Source organism: Thauera sp. AutoDN2, from assembly GCF_051280715.1.
GTDB lineage: Bacteria > Pseudomonadota > Gammaproteobacteria > Burkholderiales > Rhodocyclaceae > Thauera.
Genome location: NZ_JBNCAR010000001.1, coordinates 27,023 through 46,857 on the forward strand (window position 1 = coordinate 27,023; position 19,835 = coordinate 46,857).

Annotated in this window: 15 protein-coding genes; 11 read left to right on the top strand and 4 right to left on the bottom strand. The window is 68.7% G+C overall.

Translation table 11 applies throughout. From position 1 onward, the window contains the following. Window positions 1-13 precede the first annotated feature (13 nt). Window positions 14-796: an alpha/beta fold hydrolase gene (locus tag ACPT9U_RS00110; protein ID WP_418363420.1), complete on the top strand. Its 783-nt coding sequence runs from the start codon at window positions 14-16 to the stop codon at window positions 794-796. On the opposite strand, the gene ACPT9U_RS00115 is transcribed toward ACPT9U_RS00110, so the two are convergent. Beyond that, window positions 775-1,659 carry an endonuclease/exonuclease/phosphatase family protein gene (locus ACPT9U_RS00115; RefSeq protein ID WP_418363421.1) on the bottom strand — a complete coding sequence of 295 codons (885 nt, stop codon included), beginning with the start codon at window positions 1,657-1,659 and terminating at the stop codon, window positions 775-777. The two genes, ACPT9U_RS00110 and ACPT9U_RS00115, sit on opposite strands and share 22 nt — an antisense overlap. Before the next feature lie 127 nt (window positions 1,660-1,786). Here ACPT9U_RS00115 and ACPT9U_RS00120 point away from each other — a divergent pair, with 127 nt between their 5' ends. From ACPT9U_RS00120 to ACPT9U_RS00130, 3 genes are all read left to right on the top strand, one after another. Further along, window positions 1,787-3,103, top strand: a complete 1,317-nt coding sequence (locus tag ACPT9U_RS00120; RefSeq protein ID WP_435749493.1) for a methyl-accepting chemotaxis protein — start codon at window positions 1,787-1,789, stop codon at window positions 3,101-3,103. A gap of 121 nt (window positions 3,104-3,224) precedes the next feature. Then, complete coding sequence (locus ACPT9U_RS00125) at window positions 3,225-5,096, top strand: sensor histidine kinase (RefSeq protein ID WP_435749494.1); 1,872 nt, start codon at window positions 3,225-3,227, stop codon at window positions 5,094-5,096. Between the two features lie 9 nt (window positions 5,097-5,105). Continuing rightward, window positions 5,106-5,735, top strand: a complete 630-nt coding sequence (locus ACPT9U_RS00130) for a response regulator transcription factor (RefSeq protein ID WP_435749495.1) — start codon at window positions 5,106-5,108, stop codon at window positions 5,733-5,735. 6 nt (window positions 5,736-5,741) lie between these two features. Here ACPT9U_RS00130 and ACPT9U_RS00135 read toward each other — a convergent pair whose 3' ends face one another. From ACPT9U_RS00135 to dsrO, 3 genes are read right to left on the bottom strand one after another with little or no spacing between them, the layout of a single operon-like run. After that, a complete protein-coding gene (locus ACPT9U_RS00135; RefSeq protein WP_435749496.1) occupies window positions 5,742-8,837 on the bottom strand; it encodes a molybdopterin dinucleotide binding domain-containing protein in 3,096 nt (1,031 codons plus the stop codon). Between the two features lie 25 nt (window positions 8,838-8,862). Continuing rightward, complete coding sequence (gene nrfD, locus ACPT9U_RS00140; protein ID WP_288090104.1) at window positions 8,863-9,960, bottom strand: NrfD/PsrC family molybdoenzyme membrane anchor subunit; 1,098 nt, start codon at window positions 9,958-9,960, stop codon at window positions 8,863-8,865. A 22-nt stretch (window positions 9,961-9,982) separates the two neighbouring features. After that, entirely contained in the window at window positions 9,983-10,756 is a 774-nt protein-coding gene (dsrO, locus tag ACPT9U_RS00145; protein WP_435749498.1) for a sulfate reduction electron transfer complex DsrMKJOP subunit DsrO, read from the bottom strand. Window positions 10,757-10,938: 182 nt separating this feature from the next. On the opposite strand from dsrO, the gene ACPT9U_RS00150 reads away from it, so the two are divergent. The 7 genes from ACPT9U_RS00150 (at window position 10,939) to ACPT9U_RS00180 (ending at window position 19,822) form a co-directional block, all read left to right on the top strand. Further along, window positions 10,939-11,961: a cation diffusion facilitator family transporter gene (locus ACPT9U_RS00150; RefSeq protein WP_435749499.1), complete on the top strand. Its 1,023-nt coding sequence runs from the start codon at window positions 10,939-10,941 to the stop codon at window positions 11,959-11,961. Between the two features lie 163 nt (window positions 11,962-12,124). Next, window positions 12,125-14,998, top strand: a complete 2,874-nt coding sequence (locus ACPT9U_RS00155; RefSeq protein ID WP_435749501.1) for an adenosylcobalamin-dependent ribonucleoside-diphosphate reductase — start codon at window positions 12,125-12,127, stop codon at window positions 14,996-14,998. Window positions 14,999-15,111: 113 nt separating this feature from the next. Then, the gene (locus ACPT9U_RS00160) at window positions 15,112-15,351 is read left to right on the top strand and encodes a hypothetical protein (protein ID WP_320368277.1); all 240 of its coding nucleotides are present in this window, start codon (window positions 15,112-15,114) and stop codon (window positions 15,349-15,351) included. 13 nt (window positions 15,352-15,364) lie between these two features. Further along, window positions 15,365-16,174 (top strand): tetratricopeptide repeat protein, encoded by an 810-nt coding sequence (locus ACPT9U_RS00165; RefSeq protein WP_435749502.1) that lies wholly within the window; start codon window positions 15,365-15,367, stop codon window positions 16,172-16,174. A gap of 31 nt (window positions 16,175-16,205) precedes the next feature. Then, a complete protein-coding gene (locus ACPT9U_RS00170; RefSeq protein WP_435749504.1) occupies window positions 16,206-17,810 on the top strand; it encodes an ABC transporter ATP-binding protein in 1,605 nt (534 codons plus the stop codon). Then, complete coding sequence (locus tag ACPT9U_RS00175) at window positions 17,803-18,876, top strand: ABC transporter permease (RefSeq protein WP_435749505.1); 1,074 nt, start codon at window positions 17,803-17,805, stop codon at window positions 18,874-18,876. Before ACPT9U_RS00170 ends, ACPT9U_RS00175 begins: the two co-directional genes overlap by 8 nt. Window positions 18,877-18,889: 13 nt before the next feature. After that, window positions 18,890-19,822, top strand: a complete 933-nt coding sequence (locus tag ACPT9U_RS00180) for an ABC transporter permease (protein ID WP_435749506.1) — start codon at window positions 18,890-18,892, stop codon at window positions 19,820-19,822. Window positions 19,823-19,835: the final 13 nt, after the last annotated feature.

The following is a 19,835-nucleotide window of genomic DNA, read 5'->3' on the forward strand; positions in this document are numbered from 1 at the left end:
GGAGACTCCACGCATGCACACCCTCACCGTGCGCGACCACCCGGTCGCCTACGACGCGTTCGGCCCGAACGCAGCCCACCCGCTCCTGCTTCTCCACGGCGCGGGCCACGATCGCGGCATCTGGCAGGACGTCGCCGAGCGCCTGGCCCAGGCGGGCAGACGCGTGATCACCCCCGACCTGCCTGCCCACGGCGACTCCGGGGGCGATGCGTGCCCGAGCATCGACGCCATGGCTGACTGGGTGCTCGCCTTTGCCGATGCGCTCGGACTGAATGTTTTCGACCTGGGCGGGCACAGCATGGGCTCGCTGGTCGCACTCGCAGCGGCCGACGCCGCCCCGGGCCGGGTCGGCCACCTGATTTTGATCGGTAGCCTGGCGCCAATGCCGGTCGCGCCCTTCGTGCTCGATGCGGCACGCAATGACCCGCCGCAAGCCCACGCGCTGATCAACAAGTTCTCCTTCGCCCCCGCCGAACGGATCGGCGACGCCCGGCGCCAAGCGCTGGAAACCGCAAACCTGGCGCGCCTGCAGCGCAACGGTGCGGCCGTGCTCGCCTCCGACCTCGGGGCGTGCGACGCCTGGCAGGACGGCCTTGCTGCGGCGCGACGGCGCGTCGGCCGCAGCCTGCTGGTGTGCGGAGAAGTCGATCGCATGACGCCGGCGAAGGCAGTCGCGCCCCTCCTCGAGGCCCTGCAAGCGACCGGCGACGCGCACCTGGTGGTGCTGCCGGGATGCGGGCACGGCATGCTCGAAGAGGATCCCGCCGCCGTGGTTCAGGCCCTGCTGGCGGGCTGATCGTCCAGCGTCAGCATCACCGGCTGGTGGTCCGAAGCCGCCGTCCCGGCCACCACCGCGAGCGCACGCACGCGAGCAGCGAGGTCCGTGGTGACGAAGAAGAAGTCGCAACAGTAGGCACGATCGGGCCATTCCGCGCCATGCAGGCCCACCGTGGGCGCATGGAGCGTCCGGCCATGGACGAGCGGCCAGGCATCCAGCCAGCTTGCACGCGTGCCGCCCCATTCCGGGCTCGCCAGCGGCGCCTGAAGTGCCCGATGCTCCACCGAACCCGGCTCGCAGTTGAAGTCCCCGCACAGCACGGCGGCCGCCGGCCGGGGCGGTGCCGCGAACGAGGGATTCGATTCCTTCACCGCGGGCGGGCGCGCGGCCAGGTCAGCGGCTTCGGCCTGCAGGGCGCGCAAGGCTTCGACCTGCGCACGCCGTTGCGTGGTCGAGTAATACTCGAGGTGCGTGGTCAGCACGCGTAGTGGCCCCCAGGGCGCCTGCACCACCGCCTCCACGCAAACCCGCTGCATGGCCGGGTACTCCGGATCAGCCGGTGAGGGCAGCAGATGCCGGAAGATCTGTCCCACGGGCAGGCGTGACAGCAGCAGATTGCCGAAGCGTGCACGCCCCCCCTCGCCATCCGGCAGATCGATCCCCGCCCCGTACACCGGCTCGTACTCGGGAAAGGCCGCGGCAAGCAGCGCCGGCGCATCCTCGCGCGCACCGCCCGCCAGCCCCGGAAAATTGCTCGCCACCTCCTGCAGGCAGATCACGTCGAAGGCGCCCGCCGCGCGGATCGCCGCTGCGGTGCGCGCGAGGTCCACCCGCCCATCGGCCCCCCTGCCCCACTGTATGTTCCAGCTCAACAGCCTCATCGCCACCGCTCACTCCCCCACGCTTTCATGCCGCGTTAAAGATACCCTTCAACAGGCCGATAAGAATATCGACGTACATTCATGCTCGCCCCCCCCTCCCGACGCAGACCCTTCCACGGCACCCCGAATGTTCAATAGCAAACTGAAGAAGACCGTCGACGAGCAGGCTGCTCGGATCGTGCACCAGCAGGCGCTCATCGACGCAATCGACCGCTCGACTGCGCGCATCGAGTTCTCGCCCGGTGGAATCGTGACCGCAGTCAACGACCCCTTCCTCGCCGCGATGAAGTATCGCCGCGAGCAGGTCATCGGCCAGCACCACCGCCTGTTCTGCAGCCAGGCCGTGGCGTCCGCACCGGAGTATGCCGAGCACTGGCGAAGGCTGCGCAACGGCGAGCCGGTGTCCGGCCGCTTCCTGCGCCAGGACGCCGCAGGCAACCCGGTCTGGCTGGAAGCCACCTACAACCCTGTGCTCGGGCCGCAGCGCGAGGTCGTGAGCGTCGTCAAGCTCGCCACCGACGTCACCACCCGGGTGCAGGAAGGCGCCGAACGACGCGCCATCCTCGACGCCATCGAGCGCTCGATGGCCATGATCGAGTTCGACCTGGAAGGCAACATCCTCGGCGCCAACGAGAACTTCATGCGCGTGATGGGCTACGCGCGCAAGGAGGTCGTCGGCCGCCATCACCGCATCTTCTGCACCGCCGAGCACGTGGACTCGCCCGACTACGCCCGCTTCTGGGAACGTTTGCGCCAGGGGCACTACGCCGCCGGCCGCTTCCAGCGCATCGCCCACGGCGGCCGGAACGTATGGCTCGAGGCGAACTACAACCCGGTGGTCGGCGCCGACGGCAAACCCTGCAAGGTCATCAAGCTCGCTTCCGACATCACCGCCCGCATCGAAGCGCTGGAGGAGGAAGTGAACAAGGCCACCGAGGCGCTGCGAATCGCTCGCGAGAGTGCCCACCTCGCCGACAGCGGCGCAAACGTCATCACCCGCGCCACCGCACAGATGAGCACCATCGCCACCAGCGCCGAGGGGGCAGCGCGGACCATCGGCGAGCTCGGAGAGGAGACCGCCCAGATCACCTCCATCGTCAACACCATCCGCGAGATCGCCGACCAGACCAACCTGCTCGCGCTGAACGCCGCAATCGAGGCTGCCCGCGCCGGCGAGCACGGGCGGGGCTTCGCCGTGGTCGCCGACGAAGTGCGCAAGCTCGCCGAGCGCACCTCGAGCGCGACCACCGAGATCACCGGCATGATCACCATGGTGCAGGATGGAACCCGGCAGGCGATCAGCCGTGTCAACGAGATGCACGCGAGCGCCACCTCGAGCGCCGGCCTGGCCGGCGAGGCCGGCGACGTCATCGCCGGCATCCGCAAGGGCGCGATGGAGGTGGTGAGCGCGGTCGAGGGGTTCTCCGAGCTGTTGCAGCGCTAAGCCCAGGCCCGGAGGCCCGCGCCCAAAACACCAAGACGGGCGCACACCTCCCGGCGCAGCAGCATCCGAGCCCTTGCGCCCGAGCTTGACGCGCACGCCATAAAGGGCGAATTTTGTGCGGATGCCGCCACTGATCCGTTTCTTCCTCGCCGCGCTGGCGCTTGCTGCAAGCGCACTTTCCAGCGCCACCTCCCCGGGCAAACCGGTGCGCGTCGGCGTCCTGGCCTTCCTGGGGGCGGACGCGGCAGTGGAAGAATGGACGCCGGTCCTGCGCCGGCTGCAAGCGACCTTGCCGGGCTTCACGCCCGAGTTGCACCAGCTCGACCACGCGGGACTGCGCGAAGCCGCGCAGCGGGGCGAGCTCGACTTCGTCATCACGAACCCGGGCCACTACGTCGAACTAGAGGCCTCGCTCGGGGCAAGCCGCATCCTCACCCTGGACGTCGGCGGCGAGCGCCCGCCGCAGCGCGCGCTCGGCTCGGCGGTGATCGTGCCCCAAGCCAGCACGCTGCAAGGCCTGGAGGATCTGCGCGGGCGCCGGCTCGCAATCGTCGGACGCGGCGGCTTCGGTGGATATCAGCTGGTATGGGGCGAGCTCGATGCGCTCGGCATCGAACCCGAAGTGGATCTGGCCGCACTGCATGAAGTCGGCTTCCCGATGGGCGGCGTGGTCGACGCGATCGACGCCGGCCTGGCGGATGCAGGCGTACTGCGCAGCTGCCTGCTGGAGCAGCACCCCGACTGGGCAGCGCGCTTCCGCGTGCTCTCACCGCGCGACGAAGCGGGCTTCCCGTGTGCGACCTCGACGCCGCTCTACCCAGACTGGCCGCTCGCCGCGCTGCGCCATACCCCGCCCGAGCTGTCGCGCACGGTCGCCATTGCGCTGCTGGGCATGCGCGCCGAGCGAGACGGCCTCGCCTGGTCGGTACCGGCCGATTACCAGTCGGTACACGCGCTCTTTCGCCGCCTCGAGATCGGCCCCTACGCCTACCTTCGCGCGCCCACGCTGATGGTGCTGGCCGAACGCTACTGGCCCTGGGTGGGCGGTTTCGCGCTGCTGATCCTGGGCTGGATTCTGTACACGGTGCGGGTCGAATATCTCGTCCAGACACGTACCGCCGCACTGCGCGATGCACTCGCTGCACGCGAGGCGATGGAAGCGCGCATGCGCGGCGCACAGGAGCAGGCCGAACACCTGTCGCGCCTCTCGGTGTTGGGCGAGCTCTCGGGCACGCTCGCGCACGAACTCAACCAGCCGCTGGCCGCGATCGCCAACTACGCCAACAGCCTGGTGCGCCGCGCCGACAACCAGCGCCTGACCGAAGCCGCGGTGCGCGAGGCCGCGGGCGAGATCGCCGGCCAGGCCGAGCGCGCCGCCGGCATCCTCGGCCGCATCCGCACCTTCGCACGCAAGCGCACCGCAAGCCGCGAGGAGGTGGCCCCGCGCGAGCTGGTCGACGAGGCCGTGACCCTGTTCCGTGGCATGCTCGCGCACGCGCCGCCGGTCGCGGTCGACGACGCCCTGCCACCCGGCCTGCACATCGAGGTGGATCGCCTGCAGATCCAGCAGGTGCTGCTGAACCTGCTCAAGAACGCCTGGGACGCCAGCCGCGGGCTGCCGGCCGAGCGCCAGCGCATCGACATCCGGCTCGAGACGGCTGCGGGCAGCCTGCACATCCGGGTGCGCGACTACGGCAGCGGGCTGGACGAGACTGCGCGCGCGCAGCTGTTCGAATCCTTCTTCACCACCAAGGCCGACGGTCTGGGACTGGGCCTGTCGATCTGCCGCAGCATCGCCGAAGCGCACGGCGGGCGGCTCGCGGTGGCGACCAGCGACACCGCGACAGACACCGCGCCCGACGCCCCCCCGCACGACCCTGCCAACGCATCCGCGGACACGGCCCTGGGCGCCGTCGGCGCGACCTTCATCCTCAGCCTTCCGCTCTCCCCGTCCGCGCCTGGAGCTGCGTCCATCGAGGCCCCCAGCGCATAAGATCCGACCATGACCGTACCCGAAGACCTCCTGATCCACGTCATCGACGACGACGCCGCTTTTCGCCGCTCGCTGGTGTTCCTGCTCGAGTCCATGGGCTGGACCGTAGCCAGCCATGCGTCGGCAGAGGACTTTCTCGCCGCCACGCCCGAGCCCGGCGCCACCGCCTGCCTGGTGCTCGACATCCGCATGCCGATGATGAGCGGGCTGGAACTGCAGCAGCAGCTGCGCCAGCGCGGCTGGCAGGCACCGATCGTCTTCATCACCGGCCATGGCGACGTCGAGCTGGCGGTGCAGGCAATGAAGAACGGCGCCTGCGACTTCCTGGAGAAACCGTTCAAGGATCAGGCGCTGATCGACGCCGTCGGGCGCGCGGTCAAGCTCGGCTGCGAGGCGCGCGAGCAGATGGCACGCGCAGAAGAGGCGAAGTCCCTGCTCGAACGCCTTTCACCGCGTGAAATGGAAGTGGCGCGATTGGTCGCGCTGGGCTTGCCCAACAAGCTGGTCGGACGTGAACTAGACATCAGCGAAAAGACAGTGCATGTGCACCGTCATCACGTCATGGAGAAGACCGGGGTCGGCAGCGCCGCCGAGCTCGCGCGCCTGATGCTGCGCGCGAACCCGGCGGCGCTGGACTGAAGGCGCTCACACCCGCTCGAGCCGCGCCGGCAGGCCCTGGCGCACTGCGGTCCCGGACACCGAATCGACCCAGATGACCTTGTCGCCACGGGTCGGGTCGGTGAGTCCGAGGTCGTTGAGGTTGATGCCGGCGCGCAAGTCCGGGCGATCGGGCTGCATCTGATCGCCGAGGCGGTGCGCACGCGCGCCCAGCTCGCGGTGGCCGTAGCCGTGCTCGATCGCCATCACGCCCTGCATCACGCCCTCATGCACGATCACGGTGCACTCGGCCGCGCCGCCCGGGGTGCGGATGCGCGCGCTGTCGCCGGTGGCAAGACCGAGCTTTCCGGCGTCGGCCGGATGCACGATCACCGGATTGTCCGGATGCAGGCCGGTGATGCGGGTGGCGATGCTGTAGGAGTTCTGCAGCGCAGACTTGTAGCTCACCACCTGCAGCGGCCAATCGGCTTCGGTGTGGATCTCGCGCATCGGCGTGCCGTCGAAGAAGGACGGCGGCATCCAGGTCGCGCAGCCGCTGCTGCGCTGGCCGGTCATGGTGTTGCGCGCGGTGCCGATGAGCTCGTTCCACACCCACAGCGGCTTGTTGAAGCGGTTGGTCTGCCACTCGGGGTGCTCGGCATCCTGCGCCTCGCCGGCGCCCTGGTAGCGCCCGCCGCGGGTGTAGATCATCGCCGCCTTGCGCCACTCCTCGGGCTTCAACGTGGCCTCCATGATCGGGCGGATGCGCTCCACGCCGGTGAGTGCCATGTCCTCGTCGGTGGCGTCGCCCACCGGCGCCTTGCCGGCGAAGGCGATGTTGGCCGCGCCGCGCAGGTACCAGTCTTCGCCGCGATCGAGCGGGTAGCGCTTGCCGTCCATGTCGGCGATCGCGTCGGCGCCGAAGCCGGGCAGGCCCATGGCCTTGGCGAGCGCGATGTAGAAGGTCTCCATGCCGATGCGCTGGCCATCGGCGGTGGTCGCGGCCTTGGGCTCCACCACCGGCCAGCGCGCGGTCGTGGCCTTGGTCGGGATGCCCGCCCACGGCGCCGGGAAGCCCCAGCTCTCGTACATGATCGAGTCGGGCACGATGTAGTCGGCGAAGGCGTTGCTCTCGTTGATCAGCGGGTCGACCGCGATGATGAGCGGCAGCTTCGTCGGGTCCTTCAGCCCGTCCTCGATAAGCGGGCGGATGCCGGGGATGCCGTAGAGCGGGTTGCAGCTCCACAGCACCAGCGCCTTGAGCGTGTAGGGGTAGCCGCGCAGCGCGCCGGTGAACCACTCGGTGCCGAGGCCCGGCGCGTTGGGGAACCAGGCGTCGGTGGCCGGATAGGGCTTGCCCTCGGCCTGGCGGCGCTTGAACTCGCTCGAGCGCTCGTAGGGCACGTTGCGCCCGATCGGCGTGCCAGCGGGCTTGACCTGGCCGGGGAAACCGGCGAGGTCGTAGCGCGGGCCGGCGCCGTTGTCCTTGAAACCACCGCCATTGACGATGAAGCCACCCTTCCAGTTGAGGTTGCCGATCAGCGCGTTGAGCGTGACCACCGCATAGGCGTTACTGAAGCCGTTGCCGGCCATCATGCCGCCATGCGCCACCGCGCTCGCCTTGCGGCCGTGGCGGGTGAACTCCTCGGCCAGCCCGGCGATGACTGCTTCCGGAATACCGCAGGCGGCGGAATACTCCGCCAGCGCGAAGCGGCGCGCAGATTCGCGCAGCAGCTCGAAGGGCGTCTTCACCGTCACCGGCTTGCCGCCGAGCTCGATCACCCGCGTGGCTTCGAGCACGGCCGGCACCATTGCGGTCTCAGCCGCGACCAGTTCGCCGCTGGCGGTGGCGATCACATAGGGGTCGGCGTCCTTGTACCTGTCCTCGGCGGCAACCTCCATGCCGATATCCGAGCCACGCACGAAGCGGCCCTGGCGCGGATGCCCTTCCTCGGCGATCACCAGCCAGCCGGCGTTGGTGAAGGACGGCTCGCCGGCGGTTTGCGCGGCCTTGAGGTTGGGCCACGCGAGGTAGGCGGCATTGACCTTATCGTTGTCGAACATCCAGCGCATCATGCCCATCACCAGCGCGCCGTCGGTACCCGGGCGGATCGGCACCCAGCGCCCATGATCAGCGGCGGCAAGGTTGTTCGAATTGTTCAGCACCGGATCGACCACCACGTAGTCCAGCCGCCCCGCGGCGCGGCCCTTGGCGAGCTTGGAACCGAAGATCTTGAACGGGTTGCCGGCGTTGCCCGGCGCGGTACCGATGAAGAGCACGAACTCGGCGTTCGACAGATCGGGCTTGGCGTGCGGCATCTTCTTGAGATCGCCGAACAGCGCGCCCGAGCCAGAGCGGTAGGCACCGCCACAGTACGAGCCGTGGCCGACGTGATTAAGCGTGCCGAAGGACTGGTTCCAGAAGCGGCGGCTGAAGTTTTCGCGGCCGTCGTTGACGCTGGTGAGCACGCCCACCTGATTCACCCGCTTGCCCAGCTCGGGCGCCGCGGGGTCGATCGGGGCCTCGAGGTCGCGCAGCGCGGCCAGGCCGTCGACGTGGCCCTCGCCGAACAGGTCGCCGCCCTCGACCACCTCCTTCACCAATTGCTCGAAGGAGATCGGCTGCCACTGGCCTGCGTTGCGCGGACCGACGCGCTTCAGCGGCGTCAGCACACGGAAGGGCGAGTTCATCTGGTCCATCGCCGCATTGCCGCGCCCGCAGGCGGTCGAGCGCCCGGCCAGGCCCTGGTCCTGGAAGCGCGACAGGGCGATCAGGCTCTCCTTCACCGAAGCCTTCATCGGCAGGTGGGGCTCGGTCGACAGCGGACTGTAGGGGTTGCCGACCACGCGGATGACCTGGCCGCTGGCCTTGTCCACCCGCACGCGCACGCCGCATTGCGTGGTGCAGCCCAGGCAGGCGGTGTAGCTCACCTGCTGGTTGGGGTTGGGGGTGAATTCGCCGCTCACCGGATCGACGCTGTATTCCGGTTCGGCCGAGCGGCCGTGGATGTGGCGGCCTTCGGCGATCTTCTTCTCTTCGGGGCCGGTGAAGTTGGCCACCATGCGGCCCAGGGTCTGCGAGAAGCCGGCGGCAAAGGCGGCAAGGCCACCGGCGGCGACGATTTCACGACGTTCGATTTTCATGATGTTTCTCCTTGGTCGCCCGCGCTCAGGCGGCAGCCTTGTCGGTGTTGCCGGCCGCGAGGCGGTCGAGCGGCAGCAAGGTGGTGATGAGGATGAAGAGGAAGACCCACAGCCCGGCGGTGCCGACGATGCCCATCAGGCCCTCGGGGCCGAGCGGCAGCGAATAGGTGTAGTAGCCGGCGCCGGTCTTGGGCACTTCCTGGCCGCCGATGAAGATGGACCAGCGCATCATCCACGCCGAGTGCAGCGCCAGCAGGCCGATCAGCAGGCCGGAGCCGGGCCACTTCCACGCCAGCACCAGGGTGAGCACGGTGGCAGCCACTGCCCACGCGGCGGAGAGCTGCCAGTTGGCCGAGGGGCCGACTTCGGCCAGGGCCTGGGCATGGACTGGCGAGATGCCGGAGACGCCGAGCGCCAGCCACAGCGCACCCACGGCCAGCGCCACAACCTGCGTCGCGGCCAGCACGCCGGCCATGCGGCGGTTGGCGGCCGCGTCACGCACGCTGAAACGGTTGAACAGCAAGGCCAGGCCGACCGCGCCGGCAAAGGCGGTGATGAAGAACTGCAGCGGCAGCAGCGGCGTGTTCCACAGCGGACGGGCCTGCACCACCGCGACCTCGGCCCCGGTGTAGAGCGCCACCAGCGCCGCGCCGACGAAGGCGAGCAGCGCCGCGGCCTTCAGCGCACCACGGCTCTCGTGACCGCCGTAGGCAAGCACGCCTGCCAGTCCGGCAAGCTTGCCACCGCCCTGCGCATGGCGCGCCAGATCGGGACGGAAGGCGAGCCAGGCATAAGTGAGCAGTCCGCCCAGATACACCGGGATGAAGAAGGCGCCCCACGACATCCACGAGGTGGGTGTGAAGTAGGCATAGAAATGCCAGAAGCGACCGGGCTGGTGCAGGTCGGCCAGCAGCGCCACCGGCGCGGCCAGTCCGCACACCAGCGCGCCGAGCAGGGCCAGGCGCGAGATGCCCGCCCAGCCCGGGCGGCGGAAGACGATGCCCGGCAGCGACAGCAGGTAGGCGCCGTAGGACAGGCCGATGAGGAAGAAGTACTGCACCGCCCACGGCAGCCACGCGACTTCGCGCGCGACGTTGATGGTTTCGACGATGTTCGGGTTCATGATGGATCTCCTCGCGTGCGGTTCAGGCGTGCGGCAGGTTGCGGGGCTTCCACAGCGTGCCTTGGCCCTCGACCTTGCCGGTGAAGCGCTCGTCGAGGCCGATGTAGAACACCCGCGGCGCGGTCTCGAGCTCGGGCTTGAGCACCTTGAGCTGCGGCTGCGCCTCCTTCAGGCGGCGGGCGAGTTCGCTCTCGGGGTCGTTGATGTCACCGAAGATGCGCGCGCCGCCGACGCAGGTCTCGACGCAGGCGGGCAACAGGCCGGCATCCACGCGGTGGGCGCAGAAGGTGCACTTGTCGGCCTTGTTGGTCTCGTGGTTGATGAAGCGCGCGTCGTAGGGGCAGGCCTGCACGCAGTAGGCGCAGCCCACGCAGCGGTCGCCATCGACCGCGACGATGCCGTCCTCGCGCTTGTAGGTGGCGCTCACCGGGCACACCGGGATGCACGGCGGGTTGTCGCAGTGGTTGCACAGGCGCGGCAGCACGTAGGTGCCGGCGGGCTGGGCGCTGTCGGTGAGCTTGACGCTGTAGGTCGACACCACGGTGCGGAAGCTGCCCTCGGGCACCGCGTTTTCCTGGATGCAGGACACCGTGCAGGCCTGGCAGCCGATGCACTTGCGCACGTCGATCAACATCGCCCACTGCTGCTTGCCGGTGGCGGCGATCGCTGGCGCCGGCGCCATCGCCGCGGCGGCCGTGACGACGGGCACGCCGCGCAGGAAGTTGCGGCGCGAGACCGAGACCGGTGCCGGGCCGGCACAGGCAGCGGGATTGGGGGACGGGAAAGCCTTGTTCATTGCAGTACTCCACGAGCCATTGGCGTGGGTGCCACTCTAGGCTTTCGATACCCCTACAGAAATTGGGGAGATGAGGCAGGGGGCTAGATGGTTTTACCTATTGTGCCGACCGCCGCCCGCAATGCCGGCGTAGCCGCGGGAGGGGCATAATCGGCCAGGTTTTCCCTCGAGAGCGCGCAACGATGCCTACCCACCCCGGGCACGGTCCCGACCAAGAGCCCGAAGAGCACCCCGCCCACCATCAGCATGGCGGCGTTCATGACGGTCACAGCCATGGACCGCAAGGCCACCACCACCACGACCACTCGGCAAGCCGCTTCCTGCCACTGGCACTCGCACTCACGCTGGGCTTTGCAGCGGTCGAGGCCGTCGCGGGATGGTGGTCGGGCTCGCTCGCGCTGTTGGGCGACGCGGGGCACATGCTCACCGACGCGATGTCGCTCGGGCTGGCCGCGCTCGCCGCGCGCGTCGCCCTGCGCGCGCCGAGCGTGCGCCATTCCTACGGCCTGCGCCGGGTGGAGGCGCTCGCTGCGCTGGTCAACGCGTTCTTCATGCTCGCTGTGGTTGGCGGCCTGGTATGGCATGCGGTCGAGCGCCTGCTGACACCGCGCGCGGTGGCGGGCGAGGCAGTGATCCTGGTGGCGATCGGCGGGCTGGTGCTGAACCTCGTCGTGGCCTGGCTGCTCACCCGCGGCGAAGGCGACTTGAACACCCGCGGCGCGCTGCTCCATGTCGTAGGCGATCTGCTCGGCTCCGTCGCCGCGCTCGCTTCGGGCATCGTGATCCTCTACACCGGCTGGACCCCGATCGACCCGCTACTGACCATGCTGATCTGCGGTCTGATCCTGTTTTCCACGCTGTCCCTGCTGCGCCAGGTGCTCAACACGCTGCTCGAAGGCGTTCCCGAGCGGCTGTCGCTGCCCGAGGTCGGGCAGGCGATGGCAGCCGTGCCGCGGGTGCGCTCGGTGCACGACCTGCACATCTGGAGCCTGGACTCGCACCGCACCGCGCTCTCCGCGCACGTCGTGCTCGACGCCGCCGTACATTGGCCCGAGGCACTTGCGGCCCTGCAGACCTTGCTGCGCGAGCGCTTCAGCATCGAACACGTCACGCTCCAACCCGAACTACCCCCTGCATACCCCTTGCTTTTCGTGCCGCGCGCTGCCTCCGAAACCCGCATGAATACTGGGTTTTCGAGCAAATAGCCCCTCTTCAAGAGCTACTAGATCTAGTGCGTGCAAAACATTGAAAACACAAGTAAAACGTATAACTCATTGTTTATGAACGTTTTTATTTTTTTGCACTACTCACGCTTACGCGCTATTCTTTCGTCCGTTTCCACGCCTACCAAGGACGAAGAAGAAGACCATGAGCGAGACCACCAGCACCTCCACACCGCAAGGCGCCAAGCCCACCGCAGCCAACCTGCCGATGCAGGAGATCTCGGGCGAGGTCCTCGTCGAGAAATACGCCAAGGGTGACGAACAGACCGTCGCCGAAGTGCGCCGCCGCGTCGCGCGCGCGCTCGCCACGATCGAGTCCGAGGACAAGCGCGTCCACTGGGAGGCAAAGTTCCTCGAAGCGCAGGAAAAGGGTTTCGTGCCCGCCGGCCGCATCAACAGCGCCGCGGGCACCACGCTGGCCGCCACGCTGATCAACTGCTTCGTGCAGCCGGTGGGCGACTCGGTGACCGAGGCCGTCGATGGCCGCCCCGGCATCTACACCGCGCTGGCCCAGGCCGCCGAGACCATGCGCCGCGGCGGCGGCGTCGGCTACGACTTCTCGTCGATCCGCCCGAAGGGCGCGCTGGTGAAGGGCACGGCGTCGAACGCCTCCGGCCCCGTGTCCTACATGCGCGTGTTCGACCGCTCGTGCGAGACGGTCGAGTCGGCGGGTGCGCGCCGCGGTGCGCAGATGGGCGTGCTGCGCTGCGACCATCCGGACATCGAGGAATTCATCCACGCCAAGGACGAAGGCGACCTCACCAACTTCAACATCTCGGTTGGCGTGACCGACCCCTTCATGCAGGCCGTCGAGGCCAATGGCGACGTCGAGCTCGCGCACAAGGCCGAGCCCACCGAAGAACTGAAGCAGGCCGGCGCCTACCAGCGCGACGACGGCCTGTGGGTGTACCGCAAGGTGCGCGCGCGCGATCTGTGGGACCAGATCATGCGCTCGACCTACGACCACGCCGAGCCGGGCATACTGTTCCTCGACCGCATGAACCAGGACAACAACCTGTACTACTGCGAGACCATCGAGGCCACCAACCCCTGCGCCGAACAGCCGCTGCCGCCCTACGGTTGCTGCTGCCTGGGCTCGATCAACCTGACGCCCTTCGTCAAGAACCCGTTCAGCGACAAGGCCGAGTTCGATTACGCCGGCTTCGGCAAGGTGGTCGACGTCTCTATCCGCATGCTCGACAACGTGCTCGAAGCCACCCACTGGCCGCTCGAGCAGCAGCATGCCGAAGCGCAGTCCAAGCGCCGCGTGGGTCTCGGTTTCACCGGCCTGGGTGACGCGCTGATCATGCTCGGCAAGCGCTACGACACGACCGAGGCACGCGAGGAAGCGCGCAAGATCTCCGAATTCATGCGTAATCGTGCCTACCTCGCCTCGTCCGACCTGGCCAAGGAGCGCGGCGCCTTCCCGCTGTTCAACGCCGACCTGTACCTGTCGGGCGGCAACTTCGCCTCGCGCCTGCCGGCTGACGTGAAGGACAGGATCCGCAAGAACGGCATCCGCAACTCGCACCTGCTGTCGATCGCGCCCACCGGCACCATCAGCCTGGCCTTCGCCGACAACGCCTCGAACGGCATCGAGCCGCCCTTCTCCTACACCTACACCCGCCGCAAGCGCATGGCCGACGGCACCTTCAAGGAGTATGCGGTCGAGGACTACGCCTGGCGCCTGTACAAGCACCTCGGCGGCAACGTCGACAAGCTGCCGGAATCCTTCGTCACCGCGCTGGAGATCTCCGCGCAGGCGCACAAGGACATGGTCGCCGCGGTCGCGCCCTACATCGATACGTCCATCTCCAAGACGGTGAACGTGCCCGAGGACTACCCCTACGCCGAGTTCGAGGACCTCTACCTCACCGCGTGGAAGGCCGGCTTGAAGGGTCTCGCCACCTATCGCCCCAACAACGTGCTCGGTTCGGTGCTGTCGGTCACCCCGACCGCCGAGCAGAAGCAGCCGCACGACGTCGAGATCGCCGACGCCAACAAGCGCCTGTCGATCAAGAACCTGCCCGCCCCGGTGCTCTCCAGCCTGCGCTGGCCCGGCCGTCCCGACCTGCCCGACGGCAACCTGGCCTGGACCTACATGCTCAACACCCCGACCGGCGGCTTCGCGCTGTTCGTCGGCCAGGTGGGCAACAACGGCGGCAGCTTCCCGTTCGAAGTGTGGGTGAACGGTGCCGACCAGCCGCGCGGCCTGGGTGCGGTGGCCAAGACCCTCTCGATGGACATGCGCGCCAACGACCGCGGCTGGCTCAAGCTCAAGCTCGACACGCTGGCCCGCACCGTCGGCGAGCGTTCGTTCGAGATGCCCTTCCCGCCGCACGGCGAGAAGAAGCTGGTGCCCGGCGTGGTGTCGGCCTTCGCCCAGGCGGTGAACTACCGCTGCGAAAAGCTCGGCGTATTCGACAAGGAAGACGAGAGCAACGGCGTGCTCGACACCCTGTTCAGCCTCGAGGAGCCCAAGACCGGCACCGACGGCACGCTGTCGTGGACGGTGGACATCTACAACCCGGCCACGGGTGAAGACTTCGTCCTCGGCCTGAAGGAGATCACCCTGCCGGACGGCGTCACCCGCCCGTACTCGGTGTGGCTGTCGGGCAACTACCCGCGCGCCCTGGACGGCCTGACCCGCATCCTGTCGCTCGACATGCGTGTCATGGACCCGGCCTGGATCGGCATGAAGCTGCGCAAACTGCTCGACTACCCCGAGCCGCTGGGCGACTTCATGGCCTTCGTGCCCGGTACCCGCCGCCAGCAGAACTGGCCCAGCACGGTCGCCTACCTGGCACAGCTCATCATCCACCGCTACGCCATGCTCGGCGTGCTCGACGAGCGCGGCTACCCGACGCGCGAGATGGGCATCCTCGAGTCGCCGCGCGACGAAAGCGAGCCCAAGCTGATGCAGGGCGCGCTGTGCAGCGAGTGCGGCAACCACACGGTGATCCGCAAGGACGGCTGCGACTTCTGCACCGCCTGCGGCGCGGTCGGCACCTGCGGTTGAGCACGCGTGCGGCAGAGGCGGACACCGGGGCTTCATAGCCTATAATCGCGGCTGTCCGAACGAGATCGTGCAGGTGCGGGCCGCTCAAGCGGCCCGCACCTGTCTGAGCCCCCATGCCCACCTGCCCACGCTGCGACGGCACCGATTGTCGCGAATCTCCCTGGCAATCCGAAGACGAGAAGCGCGCCCACAAGGGCGAGCGCGCCTGGCGCTGCATGTCCTGCGTGCACCGCTTCCACGCGCCGGCACGCCGCAGCCTGCTGGTGGAGAATGCGCTCGTCGCCACCATTGGCGGCTCGACGCTGCTGCTCGTGATCGCGGTCGTGGTGATCATGATCGTCTGGAAGAGCTGACCGGACCGCCGGCATGAGCACCTCCGTCTGCTGCCCGTCCTGCACCGCGGCTGCGTGCCGCAAATCCCGCTGGCGCTCGCACGAGGAGCGCGCCGCCCATCCGGGCATGCACCCATTCCGCTGCCCGGCCTGCGGTGACCGCTTCCTCGCGCCCGTGCACCCGCAGGGGAGCGGACGACGCTGGCCGATGTGGGCTGCTGTGGGCGCTGCCGCCGCGGTCGCAGCCATCCTCGCGGCCACCGTGATCATCGCATTCGACGAGGACGCCCCGCCCGCGGTCGACACAGCAACGACCTCGACCTCCACCCGCGCCGCGGCCGAGGACGGCGACGTCGAGGCGCAGTTCCGCCTCGGCCGCGCCCTGCTCGCCGAGGCCGGCAGTGACGCCAGAAAGGGCGAGGAAGCCGGCAACTGGCTCAAGCGTGCGGCAGGTGCCGGTCACACCGGCGCGATGGTGCTGCTCGGCAAGCGCTACCGCAGCGGCATCGGCACGCCGCAGAACTTCGAGCTCGCCGCGCGTTGGCTCGGCGAGGCGGCGCGCGCAGGCGATCCCGAGGGCATGGTCGAGTTCGGCCGCCTGTACCGCAGCGGCATCGGCGTGGAACCCGATGCGGTCGAAGCCTATGTCTGGTTCAATCGCGCCGCTGCCGCCATGAACATGGAGGGCGTGCACGAACGCGACAGCGTCGCCCTGAAGCTGAACCCGGAAGACCTGCGCCGCGCCCAGGCGCTGTCGATCGACGAAGCCGAACTCGCCCCCGCCACGGCCGAGCCCGGCACTGCAGCGCCCGCAGAACCCGTCGCACCGGCGGCAGGCGACTGAGCGCGCTCACAACCTCCCCCGCCACCAACCCGTGCCCAACCAGCCCACCCCGTCTTCCCTGCCGCACCTCCCTTCCGATGCACCGCGACTGCAGTTGCGCGGCATCGGCAAGGTCTATCCGGGGGTGGTGGCCAACGAGGGGGTCGACCTCGCGGTGCAACCGGGCGAGATCCGCGCGGTGCTGGGTGAAAACGGTGCGGGCAAGTCGACACTGATGAAGATCATCTACGGCGTCACCCGCCCGAGCGCAGGCCACCTGTTCTGGGAGGGGATGGAGGTGCATGTCGAGAACCCGGCGCATGCGCGCAGTCTTGGCATCGGCATGGTGTTCCAGCATTTCTCGCTGTTCGAGACCCTGACCGTGGTCGAGAATGTGGCGCTGGCCCTGCCCGGCAACCCGGCGCTGGACGAACTGGCGCAGCGCATCACGGAGGTTTCCGAGCGCTATGGCCTGCCGGTGGATCCACGCCGTCGTGTACATGCACTCTCGGTGGGCGAGCGCCAGCGCGTCGAAATCATCCGCTGCCTGTTGCAGAACCCCCGCCTGCTGATCATGGACGAGCCCACCTCGGTGCTCACCCCGCAGGCGGTGCGAAAGCTGTTCGCAACCCTGCGCCAGCTCTCGGCGGAAGGCTGTTCCATCCTCTACATCAGCCACAAGCTCGACGAGATTCAGGAGCTCTGCCACACCGCCACCGTGCTGCGCGGCGGCAAGGTCACAGGCGAGTGCATCCCGGCGCAGGAAACGCCGCAGTCGATGGCGCGCATGATGATCGGCAAGGACCTCCCGCACTGCGTGCATGGCGCGGCACGCACCGACGGCGAGTTGCGCCTGCGCCTGGCCGGCCTGTCGCACGCCAGCGAGGACCCGTTCGGCACCGACCTCGAGGACATCCACCTCGACGTGCGCGCCGGCGAGATCGTCGGCATCGCCGGCGTGTCGGGCAACGGCCAGCAGGAACTGCTGCGCGCGATCTCGGGCGAGGAGGTGCTGGCGGAGAAGTTTCCCGTGCAGATCTGCGGCGTCGAAGCCGGCCGTCTGAAGCCCGCCGAGCGGCGCAGGCTGGGCCTGTGCTTCGTGCCGGAGGAGCGCCTGGGCCGCGGCGCCGTGCCCGGCATGTCGCTCGCCGACAATGCACTGCTCACCGCCGCTCGAGGGCAAGGCATGCTGGCCGGCGGCTTCGTGCGCTTCGCGCGCGCGCGCGACTTCGCCCGGCAGTGCATCGCGGCCTTCAACGTCAAGTGCGGCGGCCCCGACGCGGCAGCCAAGTCGCTGTCGGGCGGCAACCTGCAGAAGTTCATCGTCGGGCGCGAGATCCTGCAGGCGCCCAGGCTGCTCGTGTGCGCCCAGCCCACCTGGGGCGTGGACGTGGGAGCCGCCACCTTCATCCGCCAGTCGCTGATCGACCTGCGCGACCGCGGCTGTGCGGTGCTGGTCATCTCCGAGGAACTCGACGAGCTGTTCGAGATCTGCGACCGCATCGCCGTCATCGCCCAGGGCCGGCTGTCACCCACCCGCCCCGCGGCCACCACCACGCTCGAAGACATCGGCGTGTGGATGAGCGGCATGTGGCCCGCAGCCGACCTCGAACACCAACCCCCCGCCGGCATGCCGACGGAGCCCGCCGATGCTTGAACTCGAAGCCCGCGCCGAACCTTCACGCCTGATGTCCTGGGCCTCACCACTGCTCGCAGTGGCACTGACTCTCGCCGGCGGCATGGTGATCTTCACCGCGCTCGGCAAGGACCCGGCCGAAGGCTTCCGCATCTTTTTCCTCAATCCCGTGAAGGATCTGTACGGCGTCTCCGAGCTGCTGCTCAAGGCCACGCCGCTGATGCTGTGCGCGATCGGCCTGGCGATCGGCTTTCGCGCCAATGTCTGGAACATCGGTGCCGAAGGCCAGTTCATGCTCGGCGCGGTGGCCGCAACCGGGGTGGCACTGTCTTTCGATGGCACCGAAAGCGCCCTGCTGCTGCCGGCAATGGTACTGGCGGGCGCGCTCGGCGGCGCGGCCTGGGCCGCGATTCCGGCGCTGCTGCGCACACGCTTCAACGCCAACGAGATCCTGGTGTCGCTGATGCTGGTGTATGTGGCACAACTCTTCGTATCCTGGCTGGTGTTCGGGCCGTGGAAGGACCCCGACGGTTTCAACTTCCCGCAGACCCGCATGTTCAGCGACGCGGCGCTGATGCCGATGATGCTCGAGGGCACCCGCCTGCACTTCGGCTTCGTGCTCGCGCTGGCGGTACTGGTGGCCGGCTACGCCTTCATGAACCGCAGCTTCGCCGGTTTTCGCATGCGCGTGGCCGGCGAGGCGCCCGATGCGGCGCGCTACGCGGGCTTCTCGGCGCAGCGTATGGTGTGGGTCGGCCTGCTGCTGGGCGGGGCGGCAGCGGGGCTCGCGGGCATGGGCGAGGTTGCCGGGCCGATGGGCCAGCTTACCGACAAGGTGGGCAGCGGCTACGGCTTCGCAGCGATCATCGTCGCCTTCGTCGGCCGGCTCAACGCCTTCGGCATCCTGCTCGCCAGCCTGCTGATGGCCCTGCTCTACATCGGCGGCGAACAGGCGCAGCAGTACCTCAACCTGCCGAGCTCGATCTCGATGGTGTTCCAGGGCATGCTGCTGTTCTTCCTGCTGGGCTCGGACGTGTTCATCCACTACCGCCTGCGGCTACGCCGCCGCGCGCCCCAGAGCGACTGAGGAGGCAACGGAAATGGATGCGAGCCTGTTCACATCGATCCTGTTCGCCACCGTGGTGGCGGGAACCCCGCTGATCATCGTCGCGCTGGGCCTGCTCGTGAATGAGAAGGCCGGTGTGCTGAACCTGGGCGCCGAGGGCATGATGGCCATGGGCGCGGTCGCCGCCTTCGCCGTCACCCACCACAGCGCCAACCCCTGGCTAGGCGTGCTGGCCGGCATGGGCGCAGGCATTGCGATGGCGCTGCTGTTCGGCGTGCTGACCCTGACCTTGATGGCCAACCAGGTCGCCTCGGGCCTCGCGCTGGCAATCTTCGGCGTGGGCCTCGCGGCTTTCGTCGGCAAACCCTATGAAGCGGTCGCGCTGCAGGCGGTGCCGCCGATCCGCATTCCCTTCATCGCCGACATCCCGCTCATCGGCGAGGCGCTCTACAACCAGCAGGCGCTGGTGTATTTCTCCTGGGCCCTGTTCTGGACGCTGCTGTGGTTCCTGCACCGCAGCCGCGCCGGGCTGGTGCTGCGCGCGGTGGGCGAATCACCCGCGTCGGCGCACGCGATCGGCTATCCGGTGATCCGCATCCGCTATCTGGCGGTACTGTTCGGCGGCGCCATGGCCGGTATCGGCGGCGCCTTCCTGTCGGTGTTCTACACGCCGATGTGGGCCGAGGGCATGGTCGCCGGGCGCGGCTGGATCGCGCTGGCGCTGGTGGTGTTCGCCACCTGGCGGCCGCTGCGGGTGATGATCGGTGCCTACCTGTTCGGCGGCGTCATGATCACGCAGCTCTTCATCCAGGGCTCCGGGCTGCAGATCGACTTCCCCTCGCAGCTGCTGTCCTCCCTGCCCTACTGGGCGACCATCGTCGTGCTGGTGGCGATCTCGCGCAACGCCGGCACGATCCGGCTCAACTCTCCGGTGTCGCTGGGCAAGCCCTACCGGCCGGAAAGCTGACGCTGCCGAAAGC